Origin of the sequence: Cryobacterium sp. Sr8, from assembly GCF_004403225.1 — a bacterium.
GTDB lineage: Bacteria > Actinomycetota > Actinomycetes > Actinomycetales > Microbacteriaceae > Cryobacterium > Cryobacterium psychrotolerans.
Genome location: NZ_SOHO01000043.1, coordinates 17,581 through 31,539, shown reverse-complemented (window position 1 = coordinate 31,539; position 13,959 = coordinate 17,581). Strand labels below are relative to the sequence as shown.

At 65.2% G+C, this 13,959-nt stretch carries 17 protein-coding genes; 16 read left to right on the top strand and 1 reads right to left on the bottom strand.

Going from position 1 to position 13,959, the window contains the following annotated elements:
* The first annotated feature begins 67 nt into the window (after positions 1 to 67).
* The 3 genes from E3T54_RS17615 to E3T54_RS16775 all read left to right on the top strand — a co-directional run bounded on the left by E3T54_RS17615 (position 68) and on the right by E3T54_RS16775 (position 1,592).
* Entirely contained in the window at positions 68 to 484 is a 417-nt protein-coding gene (locus E3T54_RS17615) for a type IV pilin protein (protein WP_134475346.1), read from the top strand.
* A 146-nt stretch (positions 485 to 630) separates the two neighbouring features.
* Entirely contained in the window at positions 631 to 1,008 is a 378-nt protein-coding gene (locus tag E3T54_RS16780) for a hypothetical protein (RefSeq protein WP_206751260.1), read from the top strand.
* Positions 1,008 to 1,592 (top strand): prepilin-type N-terminal cleavage/methylation domain-containing protein, encoded by a 585-nt coding sequence (locus tag E3T54_RS16775; RefSeq protein ID WP_166804868.1) that lies wholly within the window; start codon positions 1,008 to 1,010, stop codon positions 1,590 to 1,592. The genes E3T54_RS16780 and E3T54_RS16775 overlap by 1 nt, the downstream gene beginning before the upstream one ends.
* A gap of 202 nt (positions 1,593 to 1,794) precedes the next feature.
* On the opposite strand, the gene E3T54_RS16770 is transcribed toward E3T54_RS16775, so the two are convergent.
* Entirely contained in the window at positions 1,795 to 1,938 is a 144-nt protein-coding gene (locus E3T54_RS16770; protein ID WP_166804867.1) for a hypothetical protein, read from the bottom strand.
* A gap of 31 nt (positions 1,939 to 1,969) precedes the next feature.
* Between E3T54_RS16770 and E3T54_RS08660 the strand changes: the two genes are divergently transcribed.
* The 13 genes from E3T54_RS08660 to E3T54_RS08600 all read left to right on the top strand — a co-directional run bounded on the left by E3T54_RS08660 (position 1,970) and on the right by E3T54_RS08600 (position 13,867).
* Entirely contained in the window at positions 1,970 to 3,214 is a 1,245-nt protein-coding gene (locus tag E3T54_RS08660) for a polymer-forming cytoskeletal protein (RefSeq protein ID WP_134475344.1), read from the top strand.
* 3 nt (positions 3,215 to 3,217) lie between these two features.
* The gene (locus tag E3T54_RS08655; protein ID WP_134475343.1) at positions 3,218 to 4,066 is read left to right on the top strand and encodes an A24 family peptidase; all 849 of its coding nucleotides are present in this window, start codon (positions 3,218 to 3,220) and stop codon (positions 4,064 to 4,066) included.
* A 25-nt stretch (positions 4,067 to 4,091) separates the two neighbouring features.
* On the top strand, positions 4,092 to 5,141 hold the full coding sequence (pilM, locus tag E3T54_RS08650) for a type IV pilus assembly protein PilM (protein WP_134475342.1): 1,050 nt from the start codon (positions 4,092 to 4,094) through the stop codon (positions 5,139 to 5,141).
* Positions 5,138 to 5,803 (top strand): hypothetical protein, encoded by a 666-nt coding sequence (locus tag E3T54_RS08645; RefSeq protein WP_134475341.1) that lies wholly within the window; start codon positions 5,138 to 5,140, stop codon positions 5,801 to 5,803. Before pilM ends, E3T54_RS08645 begins: the two co-directional genes overlap by 4 nt.
* A gap of 2 nt (positions 5,804 to 5,805) precedes the next feature.
* Positions 5,806 to 6,537: a type 4a pilus biogenesis protein PilO gene (locus E3T54_RS08640; protein ID WP_134475340.1), complete on the top strand. Its 732-nt coding sequence runs from the start codon at positions 5,806 to 5,808 to the stop codon at positions 6,535 to 6,537.
* A 92-nt stretch (positions 6,538 to 6,629) separates the two neighbouring features.
* The gene (locus E3T54_RS08635; protein WP_134475339.1) at positions 6,630 to 7,625 is read left to right on the top strand and encodes a hypothetical protein; all 996 of its coding nucleotides are present in this window, start codon (positions 6,630 to 6,632) and stop codon (positions 7,623 to 7,625) included.
* Positions 7,626 to 7,635: 10 nt separating this feature from the next.
* Entirely contained in the window at positions 7,636 to 8,124 is a 489-nt protein-coding gene (locus E3T54_RS08630; RefSeq protein ID WP_134475338.1) for a DUF6121 family protein, read from the top strand.
* A gap of 24 nt (positions 8,125 to 8,148) precedes the next feature.
* Positions 8,149 to 8,802 carry a spermidine/putrescine ABC transporter substrate-binding protein gene (locus E3T54_RS08625; RefSeq protein ID WP_134475337.1) on the top strand — a complete coding sequence of 218 codons (654 nt, stop codon included), beginning with the start codon at positions 8,149 to 8,151 and terminating at the stop codon, positions 8,800 to 8,802.
* A gap of 286 nt (positions 8,803 to 9,088) precedes the next feature.
* Complete coding sequence (gene rpsL / locus E3T54_RS08620) at positions 9,089 to 9,463, top strand: 30S ribosomal protein S12 (RefSeq protein ID WP_055811472.1); 375 nt, start codon at positions 9,089 to 9,091, stop codon at positions 9,461 to 9,463.
* On the top strand, positions 9,463 to 9,933 hold the full coding sequence (gene rpsG / locus E3T54_RS08615; protein ID WP_092322384.1) for a 30S ribosomal protein S7: 471 nt from the start codon (positions 9,463 to 9,465) through the stop codon (positions 9,931 to 9,933). Before rpsL ends, rpsG begins: the two co-directional genes overlap by 1 nt.
* Before the next feature lie 99 nt (positions 9,934 to 10,032).
* A complete protein-coding gene (gene fusA / locus E3T54_RS08610; RefSeq protein ID WP_092322383.1) occupies positions 10,033 to 12,147 on the top strand; it encodes an elongation factor G in 2,115 nt (704 codons plus the stop codon).
* A gap of 137 nt (positions 12,148 to 12,284) precedes the next feature.
* Positions 12,285 to 13,478 (top strand): elongation factor Tu, encoded by a 1,194-nt coding sequence (gene tuf, locus E3T54_RS08605; RefSeq protein ID WP_134475336.1) that lies wholly within the window; start codon positions 12,285 to 12,287, stop codon positions 13,476 to 13,478.
* 179 nt (positions 13,479 to 13,657) lie between these two features.
* The gene (locus tag E3T54_RS08600) at positions 13,658 to 13,867 is read left to right on the top strand and encodes an antitoxin (protein ID WP_241977134.1); all 210 of its coding nucleotides are present in this window, start codon (positions 13,658 to 13,660) and stop codon (positions 13,865 to 13,867) included.
* The last annotated feature ends 92 nt before the right edge of the window (positions 13,868 to 13,959 follow it).

The window sequence follows — 13,959 nt, the reverse complement described above, 5'->3', positions numbered from 1 at the left end:
GGCCCATAAGCTTCAAATCAGGCAACGCAAAGCCTTTCCCAGAACCCATCCAGCAAAGGACACTCACATGATCAAAAGTATCACTGAGGCGCTTGCCCGCAAGCGCTCCAACCAGGACAGCAAAGAAAAGGGCTTCACTCTGATCGAGCTTCTTGTCGTCGTTCTCATCATCGGCGTGCTCGCCGCGATCGCCATCCCCGTCTTCCTCGGCCAGCAGACCGGAGCCCGCGACAGCGCGGTCAAGTCGGACCTCACCAACGCCAAGACGGCCGCTGTTTCCTACATGGTCAAGAACAACGGCACTCCCCCGGCGAACCTTGCGGCGCTTTCCGCTGACTTCACCAAGAGCGCCGATTCGAACCTCACCATGACGGCGACGGCCACCGCGTTCTGCATCTCCGGCACGAGCACCGCGAACGGCGCCGGCGCGACGATCTTCCGCACCACCGACAGCACCGGGGTAGCCGTAGGCACTGCCTGCTAAGCAGCCACATGGGGGTGGGGCGTCGCACACGCGGCGCCCCACTTGTCCTATGGAGACGAGTCCAATGGGTTCGGGAGAGGAGATCCGCAGCCGTGAAGCACGCACCGTCGAGCCAAGCGCGTGGAACTCGAGAGAACGGTTTCGGCATGATCGAGATCGTTGTGTCGATGTTCCTGCTCGCCCTCCTCTCAATCGCATTTCTGCCGCTCCTGATCGGTGCCATGAAGACCTCCTTCACCAATTCCACGATAGCCACAGCAACCCAAATGGTCAGCCAGCAGATGGATGCCGCCCGACAAGCCGGCGACACCTGCGCATCCCTGACATCGTTTGGGGCTGTCGCCGTCCCAAGCGTGACCGACGCTCGCGGCGTGACCTTCCAGGCCTCCCGTACAGTGGCGAACTGCACTTCGGGGTCGCCGGTCTTCCCCAGGACGACACAAGTGACCGTGTCGGTCGCCGTGACGGGATCGTCCATTCCGGCGCTGTCAGCGACGACTCTGGTCTACCTGAGGGCGCCCTGATGCCCGCCCGCCGGCAGATTGCTGCCGGGGATTCCGCCGACAGTGGCTTCACCCTCATCGAGCTCCTCATTTACATGGTGCTCTCGGTGGTGGTCCTCCTGATTGTCGGAGGGCTCCTGATCAACTCGCTGAACGCCGAGAGAACCGTGCGAGACGCGACCCAGGCCAGCACTGCGGGGCAGCTCATCTCGAAATCCCTGGGCCAGGGCGTTCGCAATGCGAGTGCAATCTGGCACACCCCGGCCGGCGTGCAACCGGAACTGCTCATTGTCCGGACGGCCGGCGCGGGCGCCACGGCGAGCTGGTACTGCCAGGCGTGGTCGTATGCCAACGGCGAAGTACGCACCAAGACCTCGACAACGTTGATCTCTACCATCCCAGCGAGCGTGGCCAGCTGGACGCTCTTGGGAGCCGGAATAGCGCCGGTTTCAGGTGCCCCTGTCTTCCCGAAGTCTGGTCGCCAGGTGGACCTCACCCTGGACGTGAAAAGCGGACAGGGCAAAGCCGTACGCATCAGCACAACTTTGACCAGCCGCCAGCCCGTGCCCGTATCAGGAGTGGAAGTGAGCGCGCCATGTTTCTAGCCCACGGAGTCAAGAACGTTCGCCACGGGGAAGGCGGAAGCGCGCTCATGGCTGTACTCGGTGTGATGGCAGTTACCGTCGTGATCGGACTGACGATCACTGCTGCGAGCATAAACGGGCTCAAAGCCACCAGCAGCAGCAAGGCCTCCGTCCAGGCTCGAGCGGCCGCGGAATCCGGAATCGATGTCGCACTCGTGGGCCTTCAGACGGCCGGAGGCTGTTCGCCCACGAGCACATCCCCGACCGGGCAGATTCCGAAGTACAGCGCGATTGTTGAGATTCCGGGGCTGACGGCGGGCAGCTGGGTGGCCGGTTGTCCGTCCCCGACCACCTCACAAGTGCGCATCACATCGACCGGATTTGCACAAGCTAACGGCGTGTCCGGGGCATCATCCGGAGACACCCGACGCATTGAGGTCCTCTATGACTACATCCCCGCCTACCCGGGCATACCCCAGATTGCCGCGACCGGGGCCGCGATCTACGCGGAAACCTTCGCGGCCACGCACAGCCAGTTCGGCATCGTCGACCCGATCATCACGGACAGCATCCTTGCCGACGTGCAGGTCGGGAACGGTGACATCGACATCGACTGCAAGACCAACGGCGGGATCGCCGGCAGCGTCATGGCGGGCGACGGCTCCATCATCCTGAACAACTGCGACGTCACCGGCTCCATTCACGCGTCGAAGAACGTCACCCTCACCGGAGGAACGGTCCACGGCGACGTGATCGCAAATGGCGCCGTGACGGTGGGGGGAACCGTCAACGGCAGCATCTGGGCCGGCGGCAACACCACCGTGTCGAGCAGCACTGTGAAGAAATCGATCATCCTGGCGGGAACCGCAACCAGCGTCGCGACCGTCACCGCGGGTTCCACGGTCATGGGTGACCTCCTCTCGAGCGGCACTGCCACCGTCGCCACGGGCGCCGTTCAGGGCACTGTCCGCACCGGCGTCGGGAGCCTGACGCCGCCGCCGGCACCGGTCATTCCGAGCTGGGTGGATGTGCCCTACCCCTACGCCTCTCCTGCCTCGGCGGCGTGGTTCCTCACCTCGACCTGGAAAGGGCAGGGGTATGTGGAGATCCCCTGGGGTGGGGCGCCCGCCAGCTGCTCGATCAAGAACCTCGAAGCCGCGTGGATGGAGGCCATTGTCGTTCCCACCGTGATCAATGCCTTGAACTGCCCCAACGGGATAACGACGGAGAGCAGCATCAAGCCGATTGCCCTGCACGCCAACGTCGCCATCATTGCCAAGAGCTTTACGATCACCAAGCTCGAGGCCACCGGGACGGGGGGTAGCCGCAAGCTCTGGCTCATTGTGCCCGACAACACCGCAAACAACGCACCGACCTGCGTGGCACCCGGGGACATCTACCTCAACAACGAGACGAACACAGACGTGACCCTGTCCGTGATGGTCTACACGCCCTGCAATATCCTGATTGACCGCAACAACTGGCGCGGTCAGCTGTACGGGGCGAAGGTGCAGTTCAACCAACAGGCCCAGATGAACTTCGCACCGGTGGGAATCCCGGGCGTGAACCTCGGCGGGCCGCCGCCCACCCCGCCGATCCCCGCGCACCTGGGGAGCAGAACAAGCTTCCGGGACCTGAGCTAGCTGATGGTCGGCGCACTGGCCGGTGTGGCCGGGGTCTTCGGCTCTCTCATCGGATCGTTTCTGAACGTGGTGATATTCCGTCTTCCTGCTGGGCGCTCGATCGTCGCGCCGCCGAGCGCGTGCGGGAGCTGCGGCGAGCGGATTCGGCCGTGGGACAACGTTCCGGTGTTTTCGTGGCTGGTGTTGCGCGGGAGGTGCCGCGACTGTGCGGCGGGGATCTCGGTGCGGTATCCGCTAGTTGAGCTGGGGACTGCTGTGTTCTTCGGGGTTGTGGCGTTGTGGGCGTTGTCGGGGGGATTGGTCTCGACAGGCTCGACCACCGGGCTGGGCTCGACCACCGCGACCGCGGGGCTCGTGGTTGTCCTCGTGGCATTTTTGTACCTGGCGGCGGTGAGCGTGGCGCTCGGGATGATCGACTTGGACACGCACACCCTGCCGAACCGGATCGTGCTGCCGGCGTACCCGGTGGCGACGGTGCTGCTGACCGGCGGCGCCCTCCTGGCGGGAACGCCCGAGCGCCTGCTCACAGCCCTGGCGGGCGGGGCGGCGCTGTTCGGCCTCTACCTGCTGCTTGCGCTCATCTACCCCGGCGGCATGGGCCTGGGTGACGTGAAACTGGCCGGGCTGCTCGGCCTCTACCTCGGCTGGCTCGGCTGGGCTCCGCTCGCCGTCGGCGTGTTCAGCGCGTTCCTGCTCGGCGGTGTCTTTAGTCTTGTGCTTGTCATCACCCGCAGGGCAAATAGGAAGAGCGGTATTCCGTTCGGTCCGTGGATGCTGGCCGGAGCGTGGCTGGGCATTTTCGGCGGCGAGACGATCGCCATGTGGTACCTGTCACTCTTTGGTTTGGCATGACGACACGAATAGCGGGGGAGAAGCCATGACGACCAGCGTCGTAGGGATCGACATCGGCAGCGCCGCGGTGCGCGCCGTGGAGCTGAGCGACGCGGGCAAGGCGAAGCCAACCCTGGTGCGCTTCCATGAGGTGGCGCTCCCGGGTGGTGCTGTCAACCGCGGCGAAGTGGTCGAGCCGAACACCGTCGCGGCCGCCATCAAGCAGCTGTGGTCTGCCGGGGGGTTCAAAAGCAAGAACGTCGTGCTCGGCATGGGAAACCACCGGGTGCTGGCTCGGGATCTCGCGGTGCCCAAGGCCTCTATGAAGCACATCCGCGAGGCGCTGCCCTTCCAGGTACAGGACATGCTGCCCGTGCCGGTCGCCGACGCGCTGCTCGACTTTTACCCGATCTCCGAGAGCGAGGGAGAAACCGGCCCGCAGATCAATGGCCTGCTGATCGCGGCGGTGAAGGAAGCGGTGCTCGGCAATGTGCTCGCAGCCGAGCTCGCCGGGCTGACACCCGTCGAAGTCGACCTCATCCCGTTCGCGCTTAGCCGAGCCATCCACCGAGGCGAGAACACCGATGGGGCGGTCGTGCAGATCGACGTCGGCGCCGGAACGACGAGCGTGGTCATTACCATCGCCGGCGTGCCCCAGTTCGTGCGCCTGATCCCGACCGGCGGCGACGACCTCACCCAGGCCCTCACCGTTCGCCTGACCATCGACGCCGAACAGGCAGAGGCCATGAAGAGGAACCTTGGCCTGTCCCCGGCGGGCGCTCTGCCCGAACACCACGCTGCCGTCACGATCATCCGCGAGGTCACGACCGAGCTGCTCAACAGCCTGCGGAACACCGTCAACTATTTCACCAACACACGCGACCACCTCACGGTGACGCGCATCGTGCTCACCGGCGGCGGGGCGCAACTGGGCGGGTTCGCCGAGGCGCTCGGGGAGATGACGAGGCTTCCGGTTGTGGCTCCGGAATCGATCGGGTCCGTGACCCTCGGTCGCGGCGTGGACGCAACTGCCTTGACGCACACCAGGGGCGCATTCCTGGTCGCGCTGGGCCTGGCGCTGGGGAGCAAAGCATGAGCCGCACATCCGAAACCGACGAACTGATCATCGGCGGGGAGCCGCGGGTCGACCTGCTGCCTCCCATCGTCAAGGCCAGACAGCGAGGCAAGGTCCTCCGCCGGAACCTCGGCTTTGCCGTTGTCGCGGTGGTCGTGCTCGTGGCCGCCGGCGCGGGTGTGGCGTTCTGGCAGGCCGCCGTGAGCCAGGCGCAGCTCGCCTCCGTGCAGCAGCGCACTACCGAACTCCTGGCCGAACAGGCCAAGTTCGTGGAGGTGCGCCAGGTGCAGGATGACGTGGACCTGTCGATGGCCGCACGCCAGGTCGGCGCCTCCACCGAGGTGGACTGGAAGGCCTACCTCGAAGAGATCCGCGACGTGCTGCCATCGGATGTGACGATCGACACGGTCGACATCAGCGCGGCGTCGCCGCTCGTGCTCTTCGAACAGCCGACCGTTCCGCTACAGGCGGCGCGGATCGCCACCATCATGATCACGATGACCAGCCCGGGCCTGCCGACTGTGCCCGACTGGCTCGAGGGGATGAAGGCCTTGCCGGGCTATGCCGATGGCTCACCGACCTCAATCAGGCGCGCCGACACGGGCGCGTACCAGGTCGACCTCACCCTGCACATCAATGAAGGCGCGTACTCCAACCGCTTCGCCGACACCGAGGAGAAGTAGCCATGAACATGAACAGGTTGTGGGTGCTCGGAGCTGTCCTTCTGATCGGCATCGTCGCCGTGCTGGGCTGGATGCTCGGCATTTCGCCCAAGCTCAGCGAAGCGCGGGAGGCCAAGGCCCAACAGGAGACAGTGGAGACGCAGAACACCGATCTCGAGGCCCAGTTGGTGACGCTCAAAGAACAGTTCGAGAGCATCGACGACCTCCGCGACGAGCTCGCGGACCTTCGGGAGTCCGTGCCGAGCGGGCCGGACATGCCGGCGTTCGTCGGCCAGCTCGGCACGATGGCTGAGAAGCACAGGGTCGCGCTCACCCAGCTCACAGTCAGCGACGCCCAGCCGTATGTGCCCGTCATCGCTGCCCCCGCCGCCGAGGCTGCGGCGGATGAGGGCGCCGCTACGGGCGATGCCGCGGCCGCGGCACCTGTCGACGCTGCCGCTGCAGCAGCAGTCGCGGCAGAAGCGGCGGCAGCCGCCGCGGTTCCTGCCCCGGTCGTGAATCCGCTGGTGACTGCGCAGAACTTCGTCGCCGTACCCATCTCGCTCGAGGTCAACGGTCGCTACGACGACGTGCTCACCTTTGTCGAGGGGCTGCAGAAGGGCAAGCGACTGGTCATGGTGACCACGTTCAAGACCTCGGAGGAAGAAGACTCCGGCAACGTGACCGGCACGATCACCGCCTTCGTCTACGTGCTGCTCGACCCGAGTGCGAACGCGCTCGTCGAGACGGGTTAGGCGCGCCGCGCGCCCAGTCGTTCGCTGATCCGGGCCGGCGCGTTGCTACAGTTGCTGCAGAGAACTACGGCGCAGGCCACGAGGAGCGCAGCATGAGCGACACAACGCCCAACAACGGCAACCGGAACGACCAGAACCGGGACGAGAACCCGTCGGATGCCGGCGAGGCTCGCGAGCCCGCCGACTCCCCGGAGTCCACCGAGCAGCACTCCGACGAGCGCCACGCCGCCACCGAGACCGACCCGAACGGCTTCACGGGAACGGGCTCGCACGCCGCCGCGTCCGAGCCGGAGGCCGCGTCCGCGGACCGTTCCGACACCGGGCAGGACGAGACCCTCACGCACGAGCCGTACCGGCCCGCCGCCACGGTCGGCACAGGAGCAGCGACAGCCGCCGCAGCCGCCGCCGCGCCCCCGGCCCCCGAGTACACGCCGCGCGACGAGTACCCCGAGTACTCCCCGACGAAGACCCAACCGGCCGTTCAGGCCGAAACGCCGACGGCAGCCCAGACCCCCACCGCGCAGCCCATCTACGTGCAGGCCCCCACGCCTCCGCGCAACCGCGGCAACCGCGCCCCGGGCATCCTCGTCGCCGCACTCGCAACGGTCGTCTACGCAGCCGTCTACGCGCTCGTCGCGATGATCGTCGTCGGCGTCAACGTTGACAGCGCCGCCGAAGCGACCGCACGGTTCACCGAGTTCGTCATCCGGCCCGTGTTCTACATCCCGGTCTTCTTCTTCTTCCTCGCCCTCGCGGTGCTCGTCGCCCTCGTCAACCGCGGCGGCTGGTGGGCCTACGTGCTCTTCGGCTTCGTGGTTGCAGCCGTCGTGTACTTCTCCTACATCGGTGGAGCCCTGCTCACCGTGCAGGCGTGGAACTACTCCCCGGATGAGGCCCTGCGGTTCGTCAACACGCTCTGGCTGAACCCGCTCGCCATCGCCGCGGCGGTCATCGCCCGCGAGGTGCCGATCTGGGCCGGCGCCTGGATCGCCCGCAGCGGACGCTCCGTCACCGCCCGCAACGCCGAATCCCGCGCCGAGTACGAGCGCCAGCTCGCCGAAGGTCCGCAGCTCACCCGTTCGGCCTAAGCTCGCCCTTGTGCGGGACTACCAGAAATACGCGACGATCCTCGCCGTCTTCACGGCGGTGCTCTACCTCGCGCTGGTGGTCGCCGCCTTCGGCCTGATCAGCCTGGCCACCAACACGGATGTCATCACCCAGCCGGATGCCGGGCCCCTCGTCGGGCCCGGCATGACCGGAACGGCCGTGCTGCTCGTTTTCATCCTCCTGCTCGTGCTCGGCGTGAACGCCCCGCCGGAGCGGCAGCGGATCGCGGTCGGATTCGCCGTCGGCACCGGCCTGGCCGCCGTCGCCGCCTTCGTGGCCGCCGGCGCCGTGCTCTACGCGGTGGGGGAGGGGCAGTCGATCAGCATGCTCACCTTCGCGTCATCGATGCTGCTCGGCCCCTACGCCGCGGCCACCGGCATCCTCGCCTTCATCGTCGTGCTCGTCTACTCCTGGATCCTCGCGGCCCGCGTGGGCGAAAACGGTCGCCCGCTGTGGCCGTGGGAACGCCGCGGCGAGTAGCCGCAGGGAGTATCCTCAGTATCCATGGAAGGGTCCATCGAGTCGCGCGTCAGCCACGAGGTTGACAACTGGCTGCGTTGGGTTCCCCGCTGGCGCCCCGGCACGCACCGAGGCCGCGCCCGGCTCTGCCGGCAATGCTTCGGGTCGCCGATCGTCGCCGCCGCCGGCCTGGCCACGGATGTCCCGCACGCGGTTCAGCACGCGCTCTCGATGCGCATGAAACTGGTGATCGACGCCTCCGTCGACGAGTACACCGACCGCAACCTGCCGCTGCTCAGCCGGGAGCTCCGCCTCAATGAGGCCCGCAAGGCCTCCACGGAATACCGGCCGGCCGAGGGGCTCGAGCCCGAGTTCAAGGGCCTCGACCTCGACCCGCCGGCCGCCCCGGATGCCCCGTACCTCTTCACCTTCGGCGAACTCGCCAACGCCGAGGAACCCGTCGACGTTCAGCCGCCGCCCCCGCCGCTCTCACTCGAGGAGAAGGCGGCCATCCGCGCCGAACTGAAGCTCGCCGACGACTACGCAATCCTCGTGGGCAAGCGGGTCTGCGCCGAACTCGCCGAGCACCGCGAACGGATCCACCGGGCGGTCTCCGAGTACGTCGAACCGCAGGTGAAGGCGCTGCTCGCCGACCTCGAGAGCGCGCTGGATTCGCCGCTCTGGCCGAGTAGCGGGTAGCGGGATCTCGACGGGCTCGATCACCGGCGTCCATTTGACCGGGTGGGCAGGCGCGGGTTAGTATTTCGAGGTGTGCGCTTTGTCGTGCGGTTGAACTATGCCGTCGACAGGACCATGCACCAGGGTTTGCTCTCCGAGCAGCCCCCACGGCATACCCACCTGAATCGCGGAAACACGTTCCGCGCGCGCTGGTGGGTCCAGATGAACTCGATTCGCCCGGAGACGTGCGGAACGAATGCTAGCCATCAATGAGCTGTCACCGTGCAGTTATATCAAGGAGTAATTAGTGCCCACCATTCAGCAGTTGGTCAGAAAGGGCCGCAGCCCCAAGGTCACCAAGACCAAGGCTCCCGCCCTGAAGTCCAACCCACAGCAGCGCGGCGTTTGCACCCGTGTCTACACCACCACCCCGAAGAAGCCGAACTCGGCTCTGCGTAAGGTCGCCCGCGTCAAGCTGTCGAACGGCACAGAGGTCACCGCCTACATCCCAGGCGAGGGTCACAACCTGCAGGAGCACTCGATGGTGCTCGTCCGCGGCGGTCGCGTTAAGGACCTCCCGGGTGTTCGTTACAAGATCGTTCGCGGCGCACTGGACACCCAGGCCGTCAAGAACCGCAAGCAGGCTCGTAGCCGTTACGGCGCCAAGATGGAGAAGAAGTAATGCCTCGTAAAGGCCCAGCGCCCAAGCGTCCCGTTATCGCTGACCCGGTTTACGGTGCTCCCATCGTCAGCCAGCTGGTCAACAAGATCCTCCTCGACGGCAAGAAGGGACTCGCCGAGCGCATCGTTTACGACGCACTCGAAGGAGTCACCGCCAAGAACAACGCGGATGCCGTTGTCACGCTGAAGAAGGCACTCGACAACGTGCGCCCGACCCTCGAGGTGCGTTCGCGCCGCGTCGGTGGCTCCACGTACCAGGTGCCGGTTGAGGTCAAGCCTCACCGCGCCAACACCCTGGCCCTCCGCTGGTTGACCAGCTACGCCAAGGCGCGTCGCGAGAAGACCATGACCGAGCGTCTCACCAACGAGATTCTCGACGCATCCAACGGCCTCGGCGCCGCGGTGAAGCGTCGCGAAGACACTCACAAGATGGCTGAGGCGAACAAGGCCTTCGCACACTACCGCTGGTAGTCGTTTCGATGATCGAGCTTGTCGAGGTCACAGATCTCGACAAGCTCGATCACCGTGCTTGTTTAGCCCCACCAAACCACAGACTTCCGGAGGACTCCCGTGGCACTTGACGTGCTGACCGACCTGAGCAAGGTCCGCAATATTGGCATCATGGCGCACATTGATGCCGGCAAGACCACCACGACTGAGCGCATCCTGTTCTACACGGGTGTCAACCACAAGATCGGCGAGACCCACGACGGCGCCTCGACGATGGACTGGATGGCGCAGGAGCAGGAGCGCGGCATCACGATCACGTCTGCTGCGACGACGTGTTTCTGGGACAACAACCAGATCAACATCATTGACACCCCCGGTCACGTTGACTTCACCGTCGAGGTGGAGCGTTCGCTCCGCGTCCTCGACGGCGCCGTCGCCGTGTTCGACGGCAAGGAGGGCGTTGAGCCCCAGTCCGAGACCGTCTGGCGCCAGGCCGACAAGTACGACGTGCCCCGCATTTGCTTCGTCAACAAGATGGACAAGCTCGGCGCCGACTTCTACTTCACGGTCGACACGATCATCAAGCGCCTCGGCGCGAAGCCGCTGGTCATCCAGCTGCCCATCGGTGAAGAGTCGAACTTCGAGGGTGTTGTCGACCTCGTCCAGATGCGTGCGCTGACCTGGCGCGGCGACTCCAAGGGTGACGTCGAGATGGGCGCCAAGTACGCCATCGAAGAGATCCCCGCCGACCTCGTTGAGAAGGCTGCCGAGTACCGCAAGCTCCTCCTCGAGACCGTCGCCGAGACCGACGATGACCTCATGGAGCGTTACTTCGCCGGCGAAGAGCTGACTGTCGCCGAGATCAAGGGCGCCATCCGCAAGCTCACCGTCAACAGCGAGATCTACCCGGTTCTCTGCGGTTCCGCATTCAAGAACCGCGGCGTCCAGCCGATGCTCGACGCAGTCGTTGACTACCTCCCGACGCCGCTCGACGTGCCCGCCATTGAGGCGCACGACGCACGCGACGAAGAGAAGGTCGTCATGCGTCACCCGGATGCCGACGAGCCGTTCACCGCTCTCGCCTTCAAGGTTGCCGTGCACCCGTTCTTCGGTCGCCTGACCTACGTGCGCGTGTACTCCGGCCGCCTCGACTCCGGAGCCCAGGTCATCAACTCGACCAAGGGCAAGAAGGAGCGCATCGGCAAGATCTTCCAGATGCACGCCAACAAGGAGAACCCGGTGGCCTTCGTGACCGCCGGTCACATCTACGCTGTCATCGGCCTCAAGGACACGACCACGGGCGACACCCTGTGCGACCCGAACTCACAGGTCGTGCTCGAGTCGATGACGTTCCCGGAGCCGGTCATCGAGGTTGCCATCGAGCCCAAGACGAAGCAGGACCAGGAAAAGCTGGGTCTCGCGATCCAGAAGCTGGCCGAAGAAGACCCCACCTTCCGCACCGAGCAGAACCAGGAAACTGGCCAGACGGTTATCAAGGGAATGGGTGAACTTCACCTCGACATCCTCGTCGATCGCATGAAGCGTGAATTCAACGTTGAGGCGAACGTCGGCAAGCCGCAGGTTGCCTACCGTGAGACCATCCGCAAGTCGGTTGAGCGTCACGACTACACGCACAAGAAGCAGACCGGTGGTTCCGGCCAGTTCGCGAAGATCCAGATCGCACTCGAGCCGATGGAAATCACCGTCGACAAGACGTACGAGTTCGTGAACAAGGTCACCGGTGGCCGCATCCCGCGCGAGTACATTCCGTCGGTCGACGCTGGTATCCAGGACGCGCTGCACGTTGGCGTCCTGGCCGGCTACCCGATGGTCGGCGTCCGCGCGAGCCTGCTCGACGGTGCCGCTCACGACGTCGACTCCTCGGAGATGGCGTTCAAGATTGCCGGATCGATGGGCTTCAAGGAAGCCGTTCGCAAGGCAAACCCCGTTCTGCTCGAACCGTTGATGGCCGTCGAGGTGCGTACCCCTGAGGAATACATGGGAGACGTCATCGGAGACCTCAACTCGCGTCGCGGGCAGATCCAGACCATGGAGGACGCGCAGGGCGTGAAGGTAATTCGCGCCCACGTGCCCCTCTCGGAGATGTTCGGATACATCGGTGACCTGAGGTCGAAGACCTCCGGCCGCGCCGTGTACTCGATGACTTTCGAGAGCTATGCGGAGGTCCCGAGGGCTGTCGCCGACGAGATCATCCAGAAGAACAAGGGCGAATAGCCCAACCCCTGGCCTTCGGGCCGAATCGCTTAGGCCGCCTGGCCCAAGTAACATAAGTAGACACATCTCCAGCAGCGTCACCGGTCGCCGTGAAAAGCGGCCGGTGGACTGCACGAGGATCCTGAGGAGGACCTACAGTGGCCAAGGCCAAGTTCGAGCGGACCAAGCCGCACGTAAACATCGGAACGATCGGTCACGTTGACCACGGAAAGACCACGCTGACTGCAGCGATCTCAAAGGTCCTTGCCGACACGTATCCGTCCAAGACCAACGTTCAGCGCGACTTCGCGTCGATCGACTCCGCTCCCGAAGAGCGCCAGCGCGGCATCACGATCAACATCTCGCATGTTGAGTACGAGACCGAGAAGCGTCACTACGCACACGTTGACGCCCCGGGCCACGCTGACTACATCAAGAACATGATCACCGGTGCTGCTCAGATGGACGGCGCAATCCTCGTGGTTGCCGCTACTGACGGCCCGATGGCTCAGACCCGCGAGCACGTTCTTCTCGCCAAGCAGGTCGGCGTGCCGTCCCTGATGGTCGCGCTGAACAAGGCCGACATGGTCGATGACGAAGAGATCCTCGAGCTCGTTGAGCTCGAGGTTCGCGAGCTCCTCTCCGCCCAGGGCTTCGATGGGGACAACGCTCCCGTCGTGCGCGTTTCCGCACTCAAGGCGCTCGAGGGCGACCCCAAGTGGACCGCGAACATCCTTGAGCTCATGAAGGCTGTTGACGACTTCATCCCGGACCCCGTCCGCGACAAGGACAAGCCGTTCCTCATGCCCGTCGAGGACGTCTTCACGATCACCGGTCGTGGAACCGTTGTCACCGGCCGCGCCGAGCGTGGAACCCTCAAGATCAACTCCGAGGTCGAGATCGTCGGCATCCGCCCGACGCAGAAGACCACGGTCACTGGTATCGAGATGTTCCACAAGCAGCTCGACGAGGCTTGGGCCGGCGAGAACTGTGGTCTTCTTCTTCGTGGCACCAAGCGCGAAGATGTCGAGCGCGGCCAGGTCGTCGTCAAGCCGGGTTCGGTTACGCCGCACACCGAGTTCGAGGGCACCGCCTACATCCTGTCAAAGGATGAGGGTGGCCGTCACAACCCGTTCTACGCGAACTACCGCCCGCAGTTCTACTTCCGCACCACGGACGTCACCGGCGTCATCACGCTGCCCGAGGGCACCGAGATGGTCATGCCCGGCGACACCACCGACATGACGGTCACGCTGATTCAGCCGATCGCCATGGAAGAGGGCCTCGGCTTTGCTATCCGTGAAGGTGGCCGCACCGTCGGCGCCGGAACCGTCACCAAGGTACTCAAGTAACAACCTTCTGCCGGCTCGCATGTTGAGCTAGTCGATCCGAAAGGGGTCGGGCCTTCGGGCCCGGCCCCTTTTTGCGTGCCCGGGCGCCGTGCCCGGCGCCGGGCATTGCGCAGGGCGCCGGGTCGTTCTAGCTTTGACGGGAGGGGCCGCGCAGGGCGGCCGAGGGCGGAGGAGCGATCGTGGGACTCGAGGACATCACCAGGAAGGCCCAGGAATTCCTGGACGACAACAAGGTCAAGGAAGCGCTGAACAGCCAGCAGGCCGAAGACATCAGCGACAAGCTGCTCGGCGGAACAGCGGATGCCGTCAAGAAGGTCACGGGCGGCAAGTTCGACGAACAGATCGAGGGCGCCCGCGACGCAGCCGACAAGAAGGTCGGCAACGAATAGCGGCAGCCGGGCCGAGCGCGGGTAGTGCGCCGCTTCGCGGGCGTTGCGCCGCCCGCGCACGGGCGCAACGCCCGCGTAACTCGGGCGGACGG

What these genes read in the sequence shown, in the direction of transcription:
- E3T54_RS16780 (WP_206751260.1), top strand. Translation starts at nt 631, where the DNA reads ATGATCGAGATCGTTGTGTCGATGTTCCTGCTCGCCCTCCTCTCAATC.
- E3T54_RS08635 (WP_134475339.1), top strand. Translation starts at nt 6,630, where the DNA reads ATGAGCGACACAACGCCCAACAACGGCAACCGGAACGACCAGAACCGG.
- E3T54_RS08645 (WP_134475341.1), top strand. Translation starts at nt 5,138, where the DNA reads ATGAGCCGCACATCCGAAACCGACGAACTGATCATCGGCGGGGAGCCG.
- pilM (WP_134475342.1), top strand. Translation starts at nt 4,092, where the DNA reads ATGACGACCAGCGTCGTAGGGATCGACATCGGCAGCGCCGCGGTGCGC.
- E3T54_RS08655 (WP_134475343.1), top strand. Translation starts at nt 3,218, where the DNA reads ATGGTCGGCGCACTGGCCGGTGTGGCCGGGGTCTTCGGCTCTCTCATC.
- E3T54_RS17615 (WP_134475346.1), top strand. Translation starts at nt 68, where the DNA reads ATGATCAAAAGTATCACTGAGGCGCTTGCCCGCAAGCGCTCCAACCAG.
- E3T54_RS08640 (WP_134475340.1), top strand. Translation starts at nt 5,806, where the DNA reads ATGAACATGAACAGGTTGTGGGTGCTCGGAGCTGTCCTTCTGATCGGC.
- E3T54_RS16775 (WP_166804868.1), top strand. Translation starts at nt 1,008, where the DNA reads ATGCCCGCCCGCCGGCAGATTGCTGCCGGGGATTCCGCCGACAGTGGC.
- E3T54_RS16770 (WP_166804867.1), bottom strand. Translation starts at nt 1,938, where the DNA reads ATGCGCACTTGTGAGGTGGTCGGGGACGGACAACCGGCCACCCAGCTG.
- rpsG (WP_092322384.1), top strand. Translation starts at nt 9,463, where the DNA reads ATGCCTCGTAAAGGCCCAGCGCCCAAGCGTCCCGTTATCGCTGACCCG.
- E3T54_RS08625 (WP_134475337.1), top strand. Translation starts at nt 8,149, where the DNA reads ATGGAAGGGTCCATCGAGTCGCGCGTCAGCCACGAGGTTGACAACTGG.